This is a genomic window from Alistipes provencensis, assembly GCF_900083545.1.
Classification (GTDB): domain Bacteria; phylum Bacteroidota; class Bacteroidia; order Bacteroidales; family Rikenellaceae; genus Alistipes; species Alistipes provencensis.
This window is the reverse complement of record NZ_LT559262.1, coordinates 3,108,065-3,125,189: the sequence shown is the minus strand read 5'-3', so window position 1 is coordinate 3,125,189 and position 17,125 is coordinate 3,108,065. Positions and strand designations below refer to the sequence as shown.

The following is a 17,125-nucleotide window of genomic DNA, read 5'->3' as shown; positions in this document are numbered from 1 at the left end:
AATAAATAAAACTATGAAAGAGTTAGTAGCAAAAATCAACGCAGAGTTCGAGGTATTTGCAGCCAACGCAGCTGCTCAGGTTGAGAAGAACAACAAAGCCGCCGGCACCCGCGCCCGCAAATCGGCTCTGGAGCTTTCGAAGCTGATGAAGGAGTTCCGCAAGGTTTCCGTAGAGGCTGCGAAATAATTCGACCCCGAATTTAAGCTAAAGGCCGTTCCGGACAGGAGCGGCCTTTATTGTTTATGGGGCATCTTCTTCCGGTTCGGAAAGGAGGATGCCGTTTTTGATTTTAGGGATTTATTCCGTAGCGCCGGAACACCTCCATATCCTCGGGGCGGAGTCCCGTCTTGCGGTAGGGTACGGCCTCGTTGTGGTCGTTCAGGTAGCGGCGGGGGGCCTGACGGTCGAAGTCGGGGCTTACGAGCGACACGCTCGTCTTGAGGAACCGCCCTTGGATCGAGGCCATGTCGGCCATGGTGTGGAACAGCGCATGGGTCGTGGCCGGAGCCGTTTCGTTGGCTTCGGCGGCGGCGACTTTCCGAGGGAAATGCTCCCGGTAGCTTTTGGAGAACCACGCCAGCGACGCCACATAGAGCTGGTAGGCCGTGGTGGTTGGCGAGGCGTGCAGGAAGCGTTCGCGCCTGTCGTCGATTAGGTCCTCGCCGTGGTCGGCGCAGTAGAGCAACGCCGAGGAGGTGTTTTCGAGCGACCCGAGGTAGTCGATGATCTGCGACAGCACATAATCCGTATAGCGGATCGAGTTGTCATAGGCGTTGACCAGCATCGGACGGTGCTGTCTGGCGATCGCCACGTCGTCGTCGGGCTGGAAATGGGCGAACTCCCGCGGATAACGCTGGTGGTAGCTGAAATGCGACCCGTAGCAGTGGAGGATGAAGAGTATCTTCTGTTCGCTGCTATGTTCGAGCACGCGGCGCATCTCGTCGAGCAGTTGCATGTCGTGACGCGGCGAACGGATATAAATCAGATGCTTGGCATCGTGAGCCAAGTGGTCGATCATGGCGCCCTGCCGCGACTGGTTGGAGATGAACCATGTGTCGAAGCCCGCCTCGTTGAACAGGGCCGGGAGCCCCTTGCGGCGGTAGAGTTCCTCGTGTTCGTCGGTGGCCACCGACGAGAGGATCAGCGGCACGCTCTTGTGCGTGGTGTTGCTCTGGGTCAGCATGTCGCGGAATACCACCAGTCCCTCCTCCTGCGACAGCAGGGGATTGGTCTCGCGCTCGTAGCCGTATAATTGCCAGTTCATGGCCCGCGAGGCTTCACCTATAATATATACATAGACTTCGCGTCCGGGGATTTCGGCCGTGCGCCGGGCTTCGTAGGTGAAATCGGCGGAGGTCTTTTCGTAGTTGAACGACTTGCGGAACTCCGAGCCGCTCAGCCCGAGGTTGTAAAGGATGTTCAGGGGAAAGATCTCGTCGCGCAGCACATGCCGCTCCTCGCTCACATGGTAGGCGGGCCACAGGGCCACGAGCCCCACGGCGAAGAGCGCCGCACCGGTCAGTCCGATGTTCATGCGCGCCGTGCGGGTGATGTAGCGTTTATGGGCGATCTCGCGCGCCGCGAGCCACAGCAGCGGCAGGTAGAGTACGCAGACCAGCACCACCGAAGGGTAGATGTTGCCCAGCAGTTCGCCCGCCTCGCCCGGATTGGTCGTCAGGAGGTTGGTGAACATATCGGTGGCGATGATCGAATTGCCGAAGAGGTACAACAGCACGATCTGGAAGGCACAGAAGAAGATGAACGGGAACGCCAGCCAGATCATCACGCCCGAACGGCGCAGGGCTACGCTCCACATCATGTAGAACCCCAGCGGCATGAGGATCAGCGACTCGACGGTCCACACCGAGTAGGGCTCGGTGTTAGCCAACACACAATTGGGGATAATCAGCGCCACGAAGAAATAGACGGTCAGCAGCGTGGTGAAACGGCTGCGGGTTTTGACAACCCGCCGTCTGTTTTTCCGGTTCGTATCAGCACTCATAAACCAAATAGCTCTTAAAATGCCTCGTTTATGCTTAGCAGGAAACCGCTTGTTTTCTTGCCGAATCCGTAATCAAGGCGAACGTTAACTCTTTTTTTGAGCTCCCACCGGAAGCCGACGCCGTAGTTGGGCAGCGTCTGCGACCAGTCGAACTCGCCGAGCGACGGGAACACGTTGCCCGCGCCGCCCCAGACCGCGCATCCGATGCGCCGCCAGATGCGCTGGCGCAGCTCGATTTGCAGCGTAATCATGTCGTTGTCCGTGTAGCGGCCCTGATAGTAGCCGCGCATCCGCTGGCTGCCGCCCATGCGGGCGAGCATCGGCCACGGCGTACCGTCGGTGTTGAACACCGCGTAGAGGTCGGCGGCGAGAACGCCGTCTTTCCACACCCGCTGGTAAGCGTCGGCCGTGAAAGTCGTGCGCCACAGCGTTTTGCCGCAGTTTCCGAGCCCTTTCGGGAAGAGCGTCTCCTGAAAACTCACATAGACGCCCCGGAACGGGTTGGGGATGAAGTCGCGCGAATCGTATTCGAGGATGGCTCCGATACCCGTCGCCGTGTATTTCAGCTTCTCCCCGCGGAGGTACGCCGGTTCGGTGAATTTCAGGCCCTTCGTGTGCTCGAAGCTCACCAGTCCGCCGATATAGGTGTGGGGCAGGAACTCGTGCAGGTAACGCCCCTCGACCAGATAGCGTTTCTCGGAGTAGGTGCTCTCGGGATTGTTACGCCCCGCGTCGTAGCCGATGCCCCAGAAACTGCGGGGCGCCGAGGCGAACATCACCGTATAGTTTATGCGGCGCTTGTTGTGCGCGAAGATGTTGTTTCCCGTCACGCCCAGCGCATAGAATCCCGAAACCGAGACGTTGGCGAAGATCGAGATGTCGGAAGGCGCCGTGATCGAGTCCGTGCGGTCGAGACGGTAGAGTCCCGCCGCCAGCAGGCCGATGCCGAAACTCGTGTTCTTCGAATAGCTGGGTCCTCCGGCGAAGGTGAAGTCGATCTTCTTCTCGAAGGTCTTGTCGATGGTCGACTCCCCGAAATAATCGACGACGCGCCGCAGGAAGGGTTTCTTTCGGGGAGCCTCCTGCGGCAGCGGGGTGTAGGTGTAGTGCAGCGTGTCGCCGTCTGCAATACGGGTGCCCTCCTCCTGAGCCCGCCCCGTAAGGAACGAGCCTGAGAGCACGAGAATCAGGGCGGCGGTTCTGCGCAGCATCGAGACCTATTTGTATTTCTCGACCGTCTGGTAGAAAGCCTCCTTGTCGTCGTCGGAGAGGATGCCCTTGCGCAGGAACACCAGCTCGCCCTCCTTCGACACGATCATCAGCACGAACTGGTTGTTGCAGTCGCCCAGCTTCCACGCCGTGCTCAGGATGCGGTCTTGGTCGGCCAGCACCGTGGCGCCGTTCTTGGCCGTGCGCTTCTTGGCCATGCTGCGGGCCATGCCGTTGGGAACCATCGGGGCGTCCTTGAGGTTCATCACCCCGAAGCCGTAAATGTTCTCACCCGAAGCGCGGTGATTTTCCTCCAGTTCGATGGTGAAATCCTCGTTCTGCTTGTGCCGGTCGGGGTCTACATAGAATATCATCAGGTTCTTTTCGCCGAAATGGGGGAGTTTGGCCGGTTTTCCGTCCAGATCGAGGACCTCGACGTTCTGTACCTTGCGGGGCAGTTCCTGCGCCGGGGCTGCCGATGCGGCCAGCGCGAAAGCTGCCAGCATCACGATTACTTTCATCTTCATTACGTTCTGTTTTTGTGGTGTCTAACGAAAACAAATCGCGGCAAAGTTACGATATTTCTTCGAACATCAAGACTGCGGGGGTGGATATTGTTGTTCGATTGGTCACTTTTTTCCGCCCGTGGCGGCGAGAGCGGTGTCGAATCCGTAAAATCCGCCTCCCGAAACGATCAGAAAGACATAGATGCCCAGCCATACGAATTCGGGTTCCCCGGCGCCGAATCCTCCCCGGACGAACATCAGGAGGATACCCAGCGCCATCACGAAAGCCGCTTTCCGGACCCACAGCCCCATGATGATGAGCACCGCCAACAGCACTTCGGCAACCGACACGACAGCGAACACGACGGCGGGACTGATGTTGAGCACGGTCGGATACGAGTCGATTATCTCGTTGTAATTCTGTATTTTGCCGATGTTGTGAAACAGCATCATGGCCCCCGCGAACAGCCGCATGTAGAGCACGGCCCAGTCCATGCAGCGGTATTGTCCGATCCAGTCCGTCATTTTCTTTTCCATGTCGAGGTGTCCTGCAATTCGCGTTCCGAAAATTTCGTATCTTTGCGCCATGGAATCGAAAACAAGGATTTTATTCGTCTGTCTGGGCAATATTTGCCGCTCCCCGGCCGCCGACGGCATCATGCACGACATCGTGAAGAAGCGGGGAGTCGCCGACCGCTTTACGATCGACTCGGCGGGTACCTATGGAGGACACCGGGGCGAACTGCCCGATGCACGCATGCGCAGCGCCGCTTCGCGCCGGGGTTATGTGCTGACACACCGCTCTCGGCAGGTGAGCGAGGAGGATTTCGGTCGTTTCGACATGATCGTCGCCATGGACGACATGAACTACGAGACGCTTAACCGGCTGGCACCTTCCCGCGAGGCCGCCCGCAAAATATACCGCATGGCGGAGTTCTGCCGCCGCCATCCCGACCGCACATACGTTCCCGACCCCTATTACGAGGGACACGAGGGTTTCGAGCTGGTGCTCGACATGCTGGAGGACGGCTGCGAGGGGATAATGGAATATCTTAGAAATCCAGCCCGAAACTGATGCTGTAGGTGTTGCGCAGGAGCGTGTGCTTCTTGGCGAACAGATACGCGAAGTCGAGGCGCAGGTGCAGGATGCGCACGCCGGCGCCGACGGTCCAGTAACTCGGATAGTAGTCGCGCCGTTCGCCGTAGTGGTAGCCCGTGCGCAACTGGACCAGTTGCATGAGGTTGTATTCCGCACCCACCGACATTTGGAATCCGCGGACCGACTCCGGGGAGAAATAGTAGCCCACGTCGGTGCCGACGGTGATCTCGTGGGCATCGGAGAGGAACGTGTCGAGGGCCGCGCCGACGGTGAAATCCATCGGCAGCGTATAATCCGTGTCGTCGACATAGCCACCCAGATTGCCCAGCTTGGCGCCTGCGCGCAGCGTCGAGTAGCTGCCGACATTCTCCAGCGGCAGTTGATAAGCGGCGCTGAGGTCCACGGCCAAAGCGTCGGCCGACACCTCCGGGCGTTTCAGGTGCATGTAGCGCGCCACGACACCGAGCGACCATCTGTCGCCCATGCGGCGCGAATAGCCCAGATCGACGGCCATGTCGTTGTTGCCGTGTTCGCGGAGATACTGGCGCCAGCCGACTTGCGCAAGATTGACATTGTCGAAGCGGCAGTAGCCCGATACGGCGTAGTAATCGAAATTTCCCTGCCCGTAATAGGACGACGATATCTGCGACGGCATGTGCGAAAAGACCGCCATCGCCGAGTTGTTGTAGATGGCGTGCGAACCCGAGAGGGTGGTCATCATCACGCCGCCCATGCCAATGGCCTTGGCGTCGGGGCTGGGGAGCGTCGCCTCGATTCTCTGGGCATATGTCTGAAGTGCGGCCAGCGCCGCGAGCAAGGTTATGAGTCGTTTCATAGATGCAAATATAACAAAAAATGTAAGTTCTAACAATTACGGCACACGCTTCGCTTTCGTGCCGTGATTGTTGGCGGCGCTTCGGACGCGAAAAGAAGGCTTCCTGCGGAATACACCGTCTGACAACAAAAGTGCCCGTCCAAGTAAACTTGCCGGGCACTTCCGTTTTCAGATGATACCTTGCGGCATCCTTTCTTTTCGCATCTCTCAGCTTCCTAACAGTTCATCGCGCCGCAGCAGTGGATGACCTGACCGCTGACATACGACGAAAGGTCCGAAGCGAGGAACAGCGCCACCTTGGCGACATCCTCCGGCGTACCGCCGCGGCGCAGCGGAATCTGCTTGTACCAGCCCTCCTTCACCTCGTCGGGCAGTTTGTCGGTCATCTCGGTCATGATGAAACCCGGAGCGATGGCGTTGGCGCGGATACCGCGGGGACCCATCTCTTTTGCAATGGATTTAGCTAATCCGATCATGCCGGCCTTCGACGCCGAGTAGTTGCACTGTCCGGCATTGCCGCTGACGCCTACCACCGACGACATGTTGATGATCGAGCCGCTTTTCTGACGCGCCATGACGGGCGTTACGGCGTGGATGAAGTTGAACGCCGACTTGAGGTTCACCGTCAGCACGGCATCCCACTGCGCCTCGGACATGCGCATCATCAGGCCGTCCTTCGTGATTCCGGCGTTGTTCACGAGAATGTCGATGCGGCCGAAATCCTTCACGATCTGGTCGATGACCTGATGCGTCTCTTCGAAGTTGGCGGCGTTCGACGCGTAACCCTTGGCCTTTACGCCCAGTGCGGCGATCTCTGCTTCAGTGGCTTTGCCGTTCTCGTCGATCACAAGGTCGGTGAACGCCACCGAGGCGCCCTCTTTGGCGAATTCGAGTGCGATGGCCTTGCCGATGCCGCGTGCGGCGCCGGTCACAACGGCCACTTTCCCATCCAGTAATTTCATAATTCTCTTATATTTTTAAGGCAATGTCTGCCAATTTTTATTCGCAAATATAGGAAAAATATCTTAATCGCCTGCCCGCGGAACGAAATTCGGCATTTTTGCTTATCTTTACCAGCCGTAAAAGCATTTCACAAAATCCCAATACGATAATGAAAAGAGATTCCCAGATTTTCGATTTGATTGCCGCCGAGCGCAGCCGCCAGATGCACGGCATCGAGCTGATCGCCTCGGAGAACTTCGTCAGCGAGCAGGTGATGGAGGCCATGGGTTCGGTTCTGACCAACAAATACGCCGAAGGCTATCCCGGCGCCCGCTACTACGGTGGCTGCGAGGTCGTGGACAAGGTCGAGTCGCTGGCCATCGAGCGCATCTGCAAGCTCTACGGTGCGGAATACGCCAACGTGCAGCCCCACTCGGGCGCGCAGGCCAACATGGCCGTCTTCTTCGCCTGCATGCAGCCGGGCGATACCTTCATGGGGCTGGACCTCGCGCACGGAGGACACCTTTCGCACGGTTCGCCGGTCAACATGTCGGGTAAGTATTTCAACGCTGTGGGCTACCAGCTCGACGAGGCCACCGGCGTGATCGACTACGACGCCATGGAGCGCAAGGCGCTGGAGTGCAAGCCCAAGCTGATCGTGGGCGGCGCCTCGGCCTATTCGCGCGAATGGGACTACAAGCGCATGCGCGAGATCGCCGACAAGGTGGGGGCGCTGCTGATGGTGGACATGGCCCACACGGCCGGACTGATCGCCGCCGGACTGCTGGAGAATCCTGTGAAATACGCCCATATCGTCACCTCGACGACCCACAAGACCCTGCGCGGACCGCGCGGCGGTATCATCCTGATGGGTAAGGACTTCGAGAATCCTTGGGGACAGACCACGCCGAAGGGCGCCGTGAAGATGATGTCGCAGATCCTCAATTCGGCCGTCTTCCCGGGTATTCAGGGCGGTCCGCTGGAGCACGTCATCGCCGCCAAGGCCGTGGCTTTCGGCGAGGCGCTGGAACCCGCCTACAAGGAGTACCAGACACAGGTGCAGAAGAACGCCAAGGCGATGGCCGCCGCTTTCGTGAAACGCGGTTACAAGATCGTTTCGGACGGTACGGACAACCACCTGATGCTGGTCGACCTGCGCACGAAATTCCCCGAACTGACGGGCAAACTGGCCGAAAAATGCCTCGTGGCCGCCGACATCACCACCAACAAAAATATGGTGCCGTTCGACAGCCGTTCGCCGTTCCAGACCTCGGGTCTGCGCTTCGGAACCCCGGCCATCACGACCCGCGGTCTGAAGGAGGACAAGATGGAGTACATCGTCGAGCTGATCGACCGCGTGCTGCACGACCCGGAAAACGAGTCGAACATCGCCGCCGTCCGCAAGGACGTGAACGCCCTGATGGCCGATTATCCGCTTTTCGCGTGGTAAGATGAAAGAGGTCATCGATTTCTTCCGCCGCCTGCACGACAACAACACCCGGGAGTGGTTCGATGCCAACCGCGCCGAATGGACCCGGGTGAAGGGGCGGTTTGCGGACTTCACCGGACAGTTGATCGACGGCATCGCGTCGTTCGATCCCTCGGTGCAGGGCCTGCGTCCGCAGGACTGCACCTACCGCATCGCCCGCGACACACGCTTCTCGAACGACAAGTCGCCCTATAAGACCTATATCGGCGCCTACATCGCCCCGAAGGGCAAGAAATCGGGCTTCGCGGGATACTATTTCCACATCGAACCCTGCTGTGACTCGCTGGTGTGGTGCAACCTGCTTTCGGCGGGCGCCGTCTGCATCGAGCCGACCATCCTGCGTTCGATCCGCGAGGAGGTGCTCGACAACGGCGCGGAGATCGAAGCGGCGATCAAAAAGGCCAAGGGTTTCCGCCTGAACGAACGAAACAAGCTCAAGCGGGTTCCGACGGGTTTTCCTGCCGACAGTGAATACGCCGAGATGCTGAAGCTGAAAGACTTTTACATCGACCGGCCGATTACCGAGGAGTTCCTGCTGGCCCCGGATTTGCTGGACCGCACGGTCGAGGAGTTCCGCCGCACGCAGCCGTTCATCGCCATCCTGAACCGCGCCATACAGTACGCCTACGACGAAATGATGTAGCCGTTTCCGGCATATCATAGAGAAAGGTCGACCCAGTGGGGCCGACCTTTTCTATTTTCTCTAAAACCTTCTTAGACAGGGCGGGCGGGAGCGGGTGTCTGGCTCGGAAACGTATTGACCGATCACCGCCCCTAAAACCCGCCTCTTAGACGGGCAGGGCGGGTATCCGGGTCGGCAACGTATTGACTTATTACCGCCCCTAAGGCCCATCTCTTAGATGGGCGAGAGCGGGAATCGGATTCCGATATGCAAAATCCAGCCGCAGCCCCTAAATCCGGCTTCTTAAGCCGGTCACTCTACGGTCACCGATTTGGCGAGGTTGCGAGGCTGGTCGACGTTGCGGCCCTTGTATACCGCAATGTAGTAGGCCAGCAGTTGCAGGGGCACCGACACCACGATCGGCATCAGACACTCGGCAATGACCGGAACCTCGATCACATAATCCGCCGAACGGCGTACCTGCCGGTCGTCACGGGCGATGACGGCGATGATCTTGCCGCCGCGGGCCCGGACCTCCTCGATGTTCGAGGCGGTCTTTTCGTAGGTGTGATCCGGCGTGGCGATGGCCACGGTGGGCATCTCGGCGTCGATCAGCGCAATGGGGCCGTGCTTCATCTCGGCGGCGGGGTAACCCTCGGCGTGGATGTAGGATATCTCCTTGAGTTTCAGTGCCCCCTCCAGTGCCGTGGGATAATTATATCCGCGGCCTAAGTAGATGAAATTGTGGGCGTAGGTGAATATTTTCGCAAGGTCGGCGATCTGCGGAGCGACTTTCAGCACCTCCTCCAGCGTTTCGGGCAGGTGGAGCAGGGCAGACGACACTTCGCGGTAATATTCCTCCGCAACGGTTCCCTTTTCGTGCCCCACGGCCAGCGCCAGCATCGCCATTACGGTCACCTGCCCGGTGAAAGCCTTCGTCGAGGCGACGCCGATCTCGGGACCGACGTGAATGTAGGCCCCCGAATCCGTCGCACGGGCGATGGACGACCCCACGACATTGCAGATGCCGAAGACGAACGCCCCGGCCTTGCGGGCCAGTTCCACGGCGGCCAGCGTGTCGGCCGTCTCTCCCGACTGCGACACAGCGATTACGATGTCGTCCTCGCGGATGATGGGGTTGCGGTAGCGGAATTCCGAGGCGTACTCCACTTCGACCGGGATGCGGCAGATCGACTCGATCAGATGCTCGCCGATCAGCGAGGCGTGCCACGAGGTGCCGCACGCCACGAAGATGATGCGGCGCGCGGCGAGGAACTTCTCGCGGTGGTCGATCACCCCCGAGAGCTTCACCTCGCAGGTGTCGGGATTGATGCGCCCGCGGATGCAGTCCACCAATGTCGAGGGTTGTTCGTAAATCTCCTTGAGCATAAAATGGGGATAGCCGCCCTTTTCGAGCTGCGAGATCGAGAGCTGGAGCTTGCGGATGTCGATCTTTCCCTCGTGGTTGTCCAGCGTCACGACTTTCAGGGGTTTGTCGCGTTCGATCACGGCGATCTCCCCGTCGCCTATGTAGACGAAATCCTCGGTGTACTCGATAATCGACGCGGCATCCGACGAGAGGAAGTATTCGCCCTTGCCGATGCCCACGACCATCGGGCTGCTCTGCCGCGCGGCGATGATCCGGTCGGTGTTGCCTTTTTCGACGACGGCGATGGCATAGGCCCCGACCACCTGACGAAGCGCCTGCTGCACGGCTTCGAACAACGAACAGCGGTTCGTTTCGCGGACGTATTCGATCAGGTTCACCAACACTTCGGAATCGGTGCTGCTGCGGAACGTGTAGCCGTTTTCGACCAACGCATCTTTCAGCACGCGGTAGTTCTCGATGATGCCGTTGTGTATCAGGGCGATGTTCTCCGATTCGGAGTAGTGGGGATGGGCGTTGGCGTCGTTCGGAACCCCGTGCGTGGCCCAGCGCGTGTGGGCGATGCCGATGGTTCCGCCGAGGTCCTTGCCCGCGAGAAAATGTTCCAAGTCCGAGACCTTGCCTTTGCATTTGAAAACGTGGAGGGCGCCTTCTGCGTTGACCAGCGCGATGCCCGCGCTGTCGTAACCCCGATATTCGAGGCGGTGCAGACCCTTCACCAGAATCGGACAGGCGTCACGCCGGCCGACATATCCTACAATTCCGCACATCTGTTTTTTTCGTTTTTGTCCGGGATAAAAATAGTAAAATATTTTACGAATATCCGCAAAAAAAGGGCGGGAATTTACTCCCGCCCCGGCATTTTTTTTACAATGCAATTGTTTTTCAGTCGGTTAACGAACGTATTTCCGGATCTCCTCCACGATCGCAGCGTTGCCGGCAACGATCGAGATGCCGCGGTCTTGGCGGAGGTCGCAGACGACACCCCCGGCCTCCCGCAGGATCAGTTCGGCGGCGCAGACATCCCATTCGTGGAGCGCCAGCTCCCAATAGCCGTCCAGCAGCCCTGCGGCGACGCAACTCAGGTCGTAGGCCGCCGACCCCAGCCGCCGGACATCGCGCACATAGGGGATGATCCGGGCGACGTTGTCGCTGTTGTTGTCCGGATTCACATCCTTGTCGTAGGGGAATCCCGTGGCGATCACCGACGTGGCAAGTGTCTGCTTCTCCCCGACGCGGAGGCGTTCCGGCTCCCGCGAAGCGTATCGCAGGAAAGCCCCGCCGCCCTTCACGGCCGTGAACAACTCGCCCAGATACGGTGCATAGACCACGCCTACGACCGTTTCGCCCTTGTGTTGCAGGGCGATCGAGACCGCGAAAACGGGCAGCCCCTGACTGTAATTGGTCGTGCCGTCCAGCGGATCGACCACCCAGCGCCAGTCGCTTTCCGCATTGCCACGGCTGCCGCCCTCCTCGCCCAGAATGGCGTGGTCGGGGTAGCGTTCCGCAATCATCCCGGCAATCAGCTCCTCGCTCTCCTTGTCGGCGCGCGTCACCACGTCGTAGACGTTGGACTTGGTCCGGATGGCGAGTTTGTCGCTCCGGAAGTAGGCGAGGTGGATCTTTCCGGCCTCCCGGGCCATTCGGACGGCAAATTCCAGCAGTTCGTCGTACATCGGCTGTCAGCTTTCGGCGAAATACTTGTAAAACAGCGGAATAGTCTCCACGCCCTTTTCGAACTGCTCGAGCCCGTAGCTCTCGTTCGGCGAGTGGATGGCGTCCTCGGCCAGTCCGAAGCCGATCAGGAGCGACTTGATGCCCAGAATCGACTCGAATCCGCTGATGATCGGAATCGAGCCGCCCGAGTAGAAGGGCAGGGGCTTCTTGCCGAACGTGGCCTCGACGGCCTTTTCAGCCGCCTTGTAGGCCGGCATATCGGTCGGGGAGACGTAGGGCATGCCGCCGTGGAGCGACTTCACCGTCACTTTCACGCTCTCGGGCGCGATGGCGTTGAAATGCCGCTCGAAGAGTTCCGAAATCTTGTGGTAATCCTGATTCGGGACCAGACGCATCGAAATCTTGGCCGAGGCTTTCGCGGGAATCACCGTCTTGGTGCCCTCGCCCGTGTAGCCGCCCCAGATGCCGTTGACATCGAGCGACGGACGCACACCCGTGCGCTCCAGCGTCGTGTAGCCCGCTTCGCCCTCCACGTCGCCGATCTCCAGCGACTTCTTGTACTCCTCCATGCTGAACGGCGCCTTGTTGAACGCCGTGCGCTCTTCGGGCGTCAGCTCGCGCACGTCGTCGTAGAAGCCGGGAATCGTCACACGGCCCTCGTCGTCGATAAGGCTGGCCACCAGCCGCGTCAGCACGTTGGCCGGGTTGGCCACGGCGCCGCCGAACAACCCCGAATGGAGGTCCTTGTTCGGGCCCGTCACTTCAACCTCCATGTAAGCTAACCCGCGCAAACCGCATGTGATCGAGGGTGTTTGCATCGAAATCATCGAGGTATCCGACACCAATATAATATCGGCCTTGAGCATCTCCTTGTTCTCCCGGCAGAAACCATAGAGGCTCGGCGAACCGATCTCCTCCTCGCCCTCCAGCATGAATTTGACGTTGCAGGGCAGCGTGTCCGTGGCGCACATCGCCTCGAAAGCCTTGGCGTGCATCCACAACTGGCCCTTGTCGTCGTCGGCCCCGCGGCCCCAGATGCGTCCCTCCTTGATGACGGGTTCGAACGGCTCGGTGCGCCACTCCGCCCGCGGGTCCACGGGCATCACGTCGTAGTGGCCGTAAACCAGCACCGTTTTGGCTTTCGGATCGACGATTTTTTCGGCATAGACCACCGGATTGCCCTCCGTGGGCAGCACTTCGGCATGATCCGCACCTGCTTTTACGAGCGCCGCTGCGAGGAACTCGGCGCAACGCTGCATGTCGGGTTTATGACCCGATTCCGCGCTGATCGACGGAATGCGCAGCAGATCGAACAACTCGTTGATAAAACGATCTTTATTCTCGTTTATATAAACCTTTACTTTATCCATTCGCTTACTTGGTTTTTTGCAGTGTGTAATTCTCCGCCAGCGCTCCCGTGACAGGTTGTTTCTCGGCATCGAGCATGCGCAGCCGGTTTTCCTCCACCTTGTAATACTCTTCCGAGCCGTCGTCGAGCTGGGTCAGGGTCAGCAGATTCTCCTTAACGGAGAAAGCGCCTTTCTCGTCGAACTCCGAATCGCGGTCGATGTATTTCATGTGCAGGTCGTATGTGCCGTCCGGATTGAGCGTCAGCGTCGTTTGGATGCCCGGGCAGTCCGCCGCCGGGAGGGTGCCTTCGTAGGTGCCCAGATAGTCGAGCGACGTTTCGGCCGTGTGCATGTCGGGCGCCGCCGTGGTCGTAGTCTGCGTTTCGGCGGCAGCTTTCTTTTTCGGGGCGTTTCCGCCGCAGGCGACCAGCGCGAGGGCTGCGGCGAGGATTAATACGTTCTTCTTCATAGTCTTAAATATGGCAGATTTCCTTGATTTCGGCGATGAACCGCTGCGCCAGCGCGTCGGCCTCGTCCATCGACTTGGCCTCGGTGTAGACGCGGATGATCGGCTCGGTATTCGACTTGCGCAGGTGTACCCAGTTCTCCGCAAAGTCGATTTTCACACCGTCGATATCATTCACGTTTTCACCGGCATAACGGGCCTTTACCTCACGCAGTACTTTATCTACGTCGATGGCCGGCGTCAGCTCGATTTTGTTCTTCGAAGCGTAGTACGAGGGGTAGGTCGCACGCAGTTGGGTCATGGTCATGCCTTTCCGGGCCAGCCACGTCAAAAAGAGTGCCGTACCCACCAGCGCGTCGCGGCCGTAGTGCAGTTCGGGGTAGATGACCCCGCCGTTGCCCTCGCCGCCGATCACGGCGCCGACCTCTTTCATCTTCGCTACGACGTTGACCTCGCCGACGGCCGAAGCGTAGTATTTGCCTCCGTGACGCTCCGTGATGTCGCGCAGGGCGCGCGACGAGGAGAGGTTCGAAACCGTGTTGCCGGGCTTTTCCGAGAGGATGTAATCCGCGACGGCCACCAGCGTATATTCTTCGACGAACATCGAGCCGTCCTCCGAGACGAACGCCAGCCGGTCCACGTCGGGATCGACCACGATGCCCACGTCGGCCTTCTCGCGCACCATCGCCTCCGAAATCTGGGTGAGGTTCTGGGGCAGCGGCTCGGGGTTGTGGGCGAATTCGCCCGTGGGCTCGCAGTTGAGCTCCACGACCTCGCAGCCCAGCTCGCGCAGCAGTTTCGGCATTACGATGCCGCCCACCGAGTTCACCGCGTCGACGACCACTTTGAAGCGGCGTTTGCGCACGGCTTCGACGTCGACCAGCGGCAGCGCCAGCACGCGGCGGATATGCTCGTCGTTGAAATCCTCGCGCGAAAGGACGTGTCCGATAGCGTCGATCGCAGGGTAGTCGTAATCCTCCTCCTCGGACATGGCCAGTACCTGCTTGCCCTCGGCGTCGGAGAGGAATTCGCCGTCGGAGTTCAGCAGTTTCAGGGCGTTCCACTGGCGGGGGTTGTGCGAGGCGGTGATGATAATGCCGCCGTCGGCCTTTTTGGTGATGACGGCCATTTCAGTCCCCGGGGTGGTGCACAGCCCGACGTTGATGACGTCGGCGCCGCAGGCCAGAAGGGTGCCTTCGACGAGGTTCGAGACCATTTCGCCCGAAATTCGGGCGTCGCGGCCTACGACTATGGTAAGTTTTTTGCCCGGTGTACGGCGGGCGGTCAGGCGCACATAGGCCGTGGTGAATTTCACGACGTCGGGCGGCGTCAGGTTTTCTCCCGTGGGGCCTCCGATGGTGCCGCGGATGCCCGAAATGGATTTGATGAGTGTCATTTTAGCTATACTTATATTTATGAAATATTCGCTTCGAAGTTTTGATATTCGATGTAAATATATTACTTTTATGCCAATTATGGAAATTAAAAAACCACTATTATGAGAACGATCCCCGCTTCCGAATTGATTATCAACGACGACGGTTCGATATTCCACCTGCACCTGCTTCCCGGGCAATTGGCCGACACCGTGATACTGGTCGGCGATCCGGGCCGCGTGGCCCTCGTGTCCGGATTTTTCGACACGAAGGAGTGCGAAGTCGAGAACCGCGAGTTCAAGACCGTGACGGGGACCTACAAGGGCCGGCGGATGACGGTGCTCTCGACCGGCATCGGCATCGGCAACATCGACATCTGCGTCACGGAGCTCGATGCGCTGGCCAACGTCGATTTCGCCACGCGGCAGGAGAAGGCCGTGAAGAAGCAGTTGACGCTGGTCCGCCTCGGCACCTCGGGGGCCATTCAGCCCGACATCAAGGTCGGCGAGTTCGTCTTTTCGCGCACCTCGTGCGGCTTCGACGGCCTGCTGAGCTACTACAAGGGCCGCGACGGGGTCTGCGATCTGGCGCTCGAGGAGGCTTTCGTGAAGCATACGGGCTGGTACGAGAAGATGCCGCGCCCTTATTTCGTCAACGCCGACAAGACGCTGTTCAAGCATTTCAGCGACGTCACGCGCGAGGGCATCACCATCGCCGCCCCGGGCTTCTACGCCCCGCAGGGCCGCTGGGTGCGCCTCGAGCCGCACGACGCACACCTGAACGAGAAGATCGAGTCGTTCGGCTTCGAAGGCCGCCGCATCACCAACTTCGAAATGGAGGGTTCGGCGCTGGCAGGTCTTGCAGCCCTGATGGGCCACCGCGCCGCCACGATCTGTACGATCATCGCCCAGCGCATCGCGCAGGACGTCAACACGGACTACAAGCCGTTCGTGAAGAAGATGATCCGGACGGCCCTCGACAAACTGGCAACTTTAGAGTAAGAAACCATAACAGAAAAAAACAGAGACAAACGTATGAAATTTTCCGTATCAAGCTCGGCACTGCTTTCGCTGCTGGCTACCACCGGCAAGGTTATCAGCAATAAGAACACGCTGCCCATTTTGGACTACTTCCTGATGGAGCTCAACGGCAACACCCTGAAGGTCACCACGTCGGACCTCGAAACGACCCTTATCGGCTCGATCGAGGTGGACAGCGTCGAAAACGAGGGTACGATCGCCGCGCCGGCCAAGCTGATGCTCGACTCGCTGAAGGAGTTCCCCGAGCTGCCGCTCGTGATCGAGGTCAACGACAAGAACTGGGAGATCAAGATCAACTGGAAGAGCGGTTCGCTCTCGATCCCCGGAGCCAGCGCCGTGAGCTATCCCGCCGTGCCGCAGTTGAGCGCCGAGAAGAAGGAGCTTTCGATGGATGTGGACACGCTGGTCAACGGCATCAACAAGACCATCTTCGCCACGGCCGACGACGAACTGCGCCCCGTGATGAACGGCATCTATATCAACCTCGCGCCCAATGCGCTGACGTTCGTGGGCACCGACGCCCACAAGCTGGTGAAGTACGAGGCCGAGACCCCCAATGAGGTGACCGCCTCGTTCATCCTGCCCAAGAAGCCCGCCAACCTGCTGAAGTCGGTGCTGCTGAAGGAGGACGACGCAATCGAGATGGCGTTCGATTCGAAGAACGCACTGTTCAAGCTTAAGAGCCACACGCTCGTGTGCCGGCTGATCGAGGGCAACTACCCGAACTACAACGCCGTGATCCCGTCCAACAACCCCAACAAGGTGCTGGTGGACCGCATCGAGCTGGTCAACGGCATCAAGCGCGTGGCCGTCTGCTCGAACCCCACGACAAACCTCATCCGCATGGACATCGCCGACAACAAGATCAACCTCACGGCGCAGGACATCGACTTCTCGGTGTCGGCCAACGAGACGATCTCGTGCAGCTACGACGGACAGCCCATCTCGATCGGCTTCAAGTCGACGTTCCTTGTCGAGATACTCTCGAACATGGAGACCCCGACGGTGGTGGTGGAGCTGGCCGATTCGACCCGCGCAGGCGTCTTCAAGCCCGTTTATGACGACAAGCAGTCGAGCGCGACGCTGATGCTGCTGATGCCGATGATGATCAACGCATAACGGCAG

General features: G+C 59.4%; 17 protein-coding genes. 6 read left to right on the top strand and 11 right to left on the bottom strand.

Going from position 1 to position 17,125, the window contains the following annotated elements:
• Positions 1 to 13: 13 nt before the first annotated feature.
• Positions 14 to 187, top strand: coding sequence for a histone H1-like protein Hc1 (locus BN5935_RS12265; RefSeq protein WP_019150383.1), 174 nt, complete (start codon positions 14 to 16; stop codon positions 185 to 187).
• Between the two features lie 103 nt (positions 188 to 290).
• Here the strand turns inward: BN5935_RS12265 and BN5935_RS12260 are convergent, their stop codons facing one another.
• The 4 genes from BN5935_RS12260 to BN5935_RS12245 form a co-directional block, all read right to left on the bottom strand.
• Positions 291 to 2,003, bottom strand: coding sequence for a phosphoethanolamine transferase family protein (locus BN5935_RS12260; RefSeq protein ID WP_064976344.1), 1,713 nt, complete (start codon positions 2,001 to 2,003; stop codon positions 291 to 293).
• 14 nt (positions 2,004 to 2,017) lie between these two features.
• On the bottom strand, positions 2,018 to 3,214 hold the full coding sequence (locus BN5935_RS12255; protein ID WP_064976343.1) for a BamA/TamA family outer membrane protein: 1,197 nt from the start codon (positions 3,212 to 3,214) through the stop codon (positions 2,018 to 2,020).
• Between the two features lie 6 nt (positions 3,215 to 3,220).
• Entirely contained in the window at positions 3,221 to 3,739 is a 519-nt protein-coding gene (locus BN5935_RS12250) for a hypothetical protein (RefSeq protein WP_064976342.1), read from the bottom strand.
• A 102-nt stretch (positions 3,740 to 3,841) separates the two neighbouring features.
• Positions 3,842 to 4,255, bottom strand: a complete 414-nt coding sequence (locus BN5935_RS12245; RefSeq protein ID WP_064976341.1) for a DoxX family protein — start codon at positions 4,253 to 4,255, stop codon at positions 3,842 to 3,844.
• 49 nt (positions 4,256 to 4,304) lie between these two features.
• Here BN5935_RS12245 and BN5935_RS12240 point away from each other — a divergent pair, with 49 nt between their 5' ends.
• Positions 4,305 to 4,793, top strand: a complete 489-nt coding sequence (locus BN5935_RS12240) for a low molecular weight protein-tyrosine-phosphatase (RefSeq protein ID WP_064976340.1) — start codon at positions 4,305 to 4,307, stop codon at positions 4,791 to 4,793.
• Here the strand turns inward: BN5935_RS12240 and BN5935_RS12235 are convergent.
• Together BN5935_RS12235 and fabG are read right to left on the bottom strand one after the other, a co-directional pair.
• A complete protein-coding gene (locus BN5935_RS12235) occupies positions 4,771 to 5,652 on the bottom strand; it encodes a PorV/PorQ family protein (protein ID WP_064976339.1) in 882 nt (293 codons plus the stop codon). The genes BN5935_RS12240 and BN5935_RS12235 overlap by 23 nt on opposite strands.
• Positions 5,653 to 5,867: 215 nt before the next feature.
• Positions 5,868 to 6,614, bottom strand: a complete 747-nt coding sequence (gene fabG, locus BN5935_RS12230) for a 3-oxoacyl-[acyl-carrier-protein] reductase (protein ID WP_064976338.1) — start codon at positions 6,612 to 6,614, stop codon at positions 5,868 to 5,870.
• 149 nt (positions 6,615 to 6,763) lie between these two features.
• Between fabG and glyA the strand changes: the two genes are divergently transcribed.
• Positions 6,764 to 8,044: a serine hydroxymethyltransferase gene (gene glyA, locus BN5935_RS12225; protein ID WP_064976337.1), complete on the top strand. Its 1,281-nt coding sequence runs from the start codon at positions 6,764 to 6,766 to the stop codon at positions 8,042 to 8,044.
• 1 nt (position 8,045) lies between these two features.
• Positions 8,046 to 8,726: a DUF2461 domain-containing protein gene (locus BN5935_RS12220; protein ID WP_064976336.1), complete on the top strand. Its 681-nt coding sequence runs from the start codon at positions 8,046 to 8,048 to the stop codon at positions 8,724 to 8,726.
• A 291-nt stretch (positions 8,727 to 9,017) separates the two neighbouring features.
• Here the strand turns inward: BN5935_RS12220 and glmS are convergent, their stop codons facing one another.
• The 5 genes from glmS to glmM all read right to left on the bottom strand — a co-directional run bounded on the left by glmS (position 9,018) and on the right by glmM (position 14,980).
• Positions 9,018 to 10,862: a glutamine--fructose-6-phosphate transaminase (isomerizing) gene (glmS, locus tag BN5935_RS12215; protein WP_064976335.1), complete on the bottom strand. Its 1,845-nt coding sequence runs from the start codon at positions 10,860 to 10,862 to the stop codon at positions 9,018 to 9,020.
• Positions 10,863 to 10,985: 123 nt separating this feature from the next.
• Complete coding sequence (locus tag BN5935_RS12210; RefSeq protein WP_064976334.1) at positions 10,986 to 11,768, bottom strand: inositol monophosphatase family protein; 783 nt, start codon at positions 11,766 to 11,768, stop codon at positions 10,986 to 10,988.
• Between the two features lie 6 nt (positions 11,769 to 11,774).
• Complete coding sequence (locus BN5935_RS12205; RefSeq protein WP_064976333.1) at positions 11,775 to 13,139, bottom strand: dipeptidase; 1,365 nt, start codon at positions 13,137 to 13,139, stop codon at positions 11,775 to 11,777.
• 4 nt (positions 13,140 to 13,143) lie between these two features.
• Positions 13,144 to 13,587: a copper resistance protein NlpE gene (locus BN5935_RS12200; RefSeq protein ID WP_064976332.1), complete on the bottom strand. Its 444-nt coding sequence runs from the start codon at positions 13,585 to 13,587 to the stop codon at positions 13,144 to 13,146.
• 4 nt (positions 13,588 to 13,591) lie between these two features.
• The gene (glmM, locus tag BN5935_RS12195; RefSeq protein ID WP_064976331.1) at positions 13,592 to 14,980 is read right to left on the bottom strand and encodes a phosphoglucosamine mutase; all 1,389 of its coding nucleotides are present in this window, start codon (positions 14,978 to 14,980) and stop codon (positions 13,592 to 13,594) included.
• A gap of 102 nt (positions 14,981 to 15,082) precedes the next feature.
• Here glmM and BN5935_RS12190 point away from each other — a divergent pair, with 102 nt between their 5' ends.
• Entirely contained in the window at positions 15,083 to 15,961 is an 879-nt protein-coding gene (locus BN5935_RS12190) for a nucleoside phosphorylase (RefSeq protein ID WP_064976330.1), read from the top strand.
• Positions 15,962 to 15,994: 33 nt separating this feature from the next.
• A complete protein-coding gene (gene dnaN / locus BN5935_RS12185) occupies positions 15,995 to 17,119 on the top strand; it encodes a DNA polymerase III subunit beta (RefSeq protein ID WP_064976329.1) in 1,125 nt (374 codons plus the stop codon).
• Positions 17,120 to 17,125: the final 6 nt, after the last annotated feature.

Bases quoted from the DNA above. Each gene is read 5' to 3' on its own strand.
- dnaN (WP_064976329.1), top strand. From the start codon at position 15,995: ATGAAATTTTCCGTATCAAGCTCGGCACTGCTTTCGCTGCTGGCTACC.
- BN5935_RS12205 (WP_064976333.1), bottom strand. From the start codon at position 13,139: ATGGATAAAGTAAAGGTTTATATAAACGAGAATAAAGATCGTTTTATC.
- BN5935_RS12260 (WP_064976344.1), bottom strand. From the start codon at position 2,003: ATGAGTGCTGATACGAACCGGAAAAACAGACGGCGGGTTGTCAAAACC.
- BN5935_RS12235 (WP_064976339.1), bottom strand. From the start codon at position 5,652: ATGAAACGACTCATAACCTTGCTCGCGGCGCTGGCCGCACTTCAGACA.
- glyA (WP_064976337.1), top strand. From the start codon at position 6,764: ATGAAAAGAGATTCCCAGATTTTCGATTTGATTGCCGCCGAGCGCAGC.
- BN5935_RS12200 (WP_064976332.1), bottom strand. From the start codon at position 13,587: ATGAAGAAGAACGTATTAATCCTCGCCGCAGCCCTCGCGCTGGTCGCC.
- BN5935_RS12255 (WP_064976343.1), bottom strand. From the start codon at position 3,214: ATGCTGCGCAGAACCGCCGCCCTGATTCTCGTGCTCTCAGGCTCGTTC.
- fabG (WP_064976338.1), bottom strand. From the start codon at position 6,614: ATGAAATTACTGGATGGGAAAGTGGCCGTTGTGACCGGCGCCGCACGC.
- BN5935_RS12245 (WP_064976341.1), bottom strand. From the start codon at position 4,255: ATGGAAAAGAAAATGACGGACTGGATCGGACAATACCGCTGCATGGAC.
- BN5935_RS12210 (WP_064976334.1), bottom strand. From the start codon at position 11,768: ATGTACGACGAACTGCTGGAATTTGCCGTCCGAATGGCCCGGGAGGCC.
- glmS (WP_064976335.1), bottom strand. From the start codon at position 10,862: ATGTGCGGAATTGTAGGATATGTCGGCCGGCGTGACGCCTGTCCGATT.
- glmM (WP_064976331.1), bottom strand. From the start codon at position 14,980: ATGACACTCATCAAATCCATTTCGGGCATCCGCGGCACCATCGGAGGC.
- BN5935_RS12190 (WP_064976330.1), top strand. From the start codon at position 15,083: ATGAGAACGATCCCCGCTTCCGAATTGATTATCAACGACGACGGTTCG.
- BN5935_RS12250 (WP_064976342.1), bottom strand. From the start codon at position 3,739: ATGAAGATGAAAGTAATCGTGATGCTGGCAGCTTTCGCGCTGGCCGCA.
- BN5935_RS12220 (WP_064976336.1), top strand. From the start codon at position 8,046: ATGAAAGAGGTCATCGATTTCTTCCGCCGCCTGCACGACAACAACACC.
- BN5935_RS12265 (WP_019150383.1), top strand. From the start codon at position 14: ATGAAAGAGTTAGTAGCAAAAATCAACGCAGAGTTCGAGGTATTTGCA.
- BN5935_RS12240 (WP_064976340.1), top strand. From the start codon at position 4,305: ATGGAATCGAAAACAAGGATTTTATTCGTCTGTCTGGGCAATATTTGC.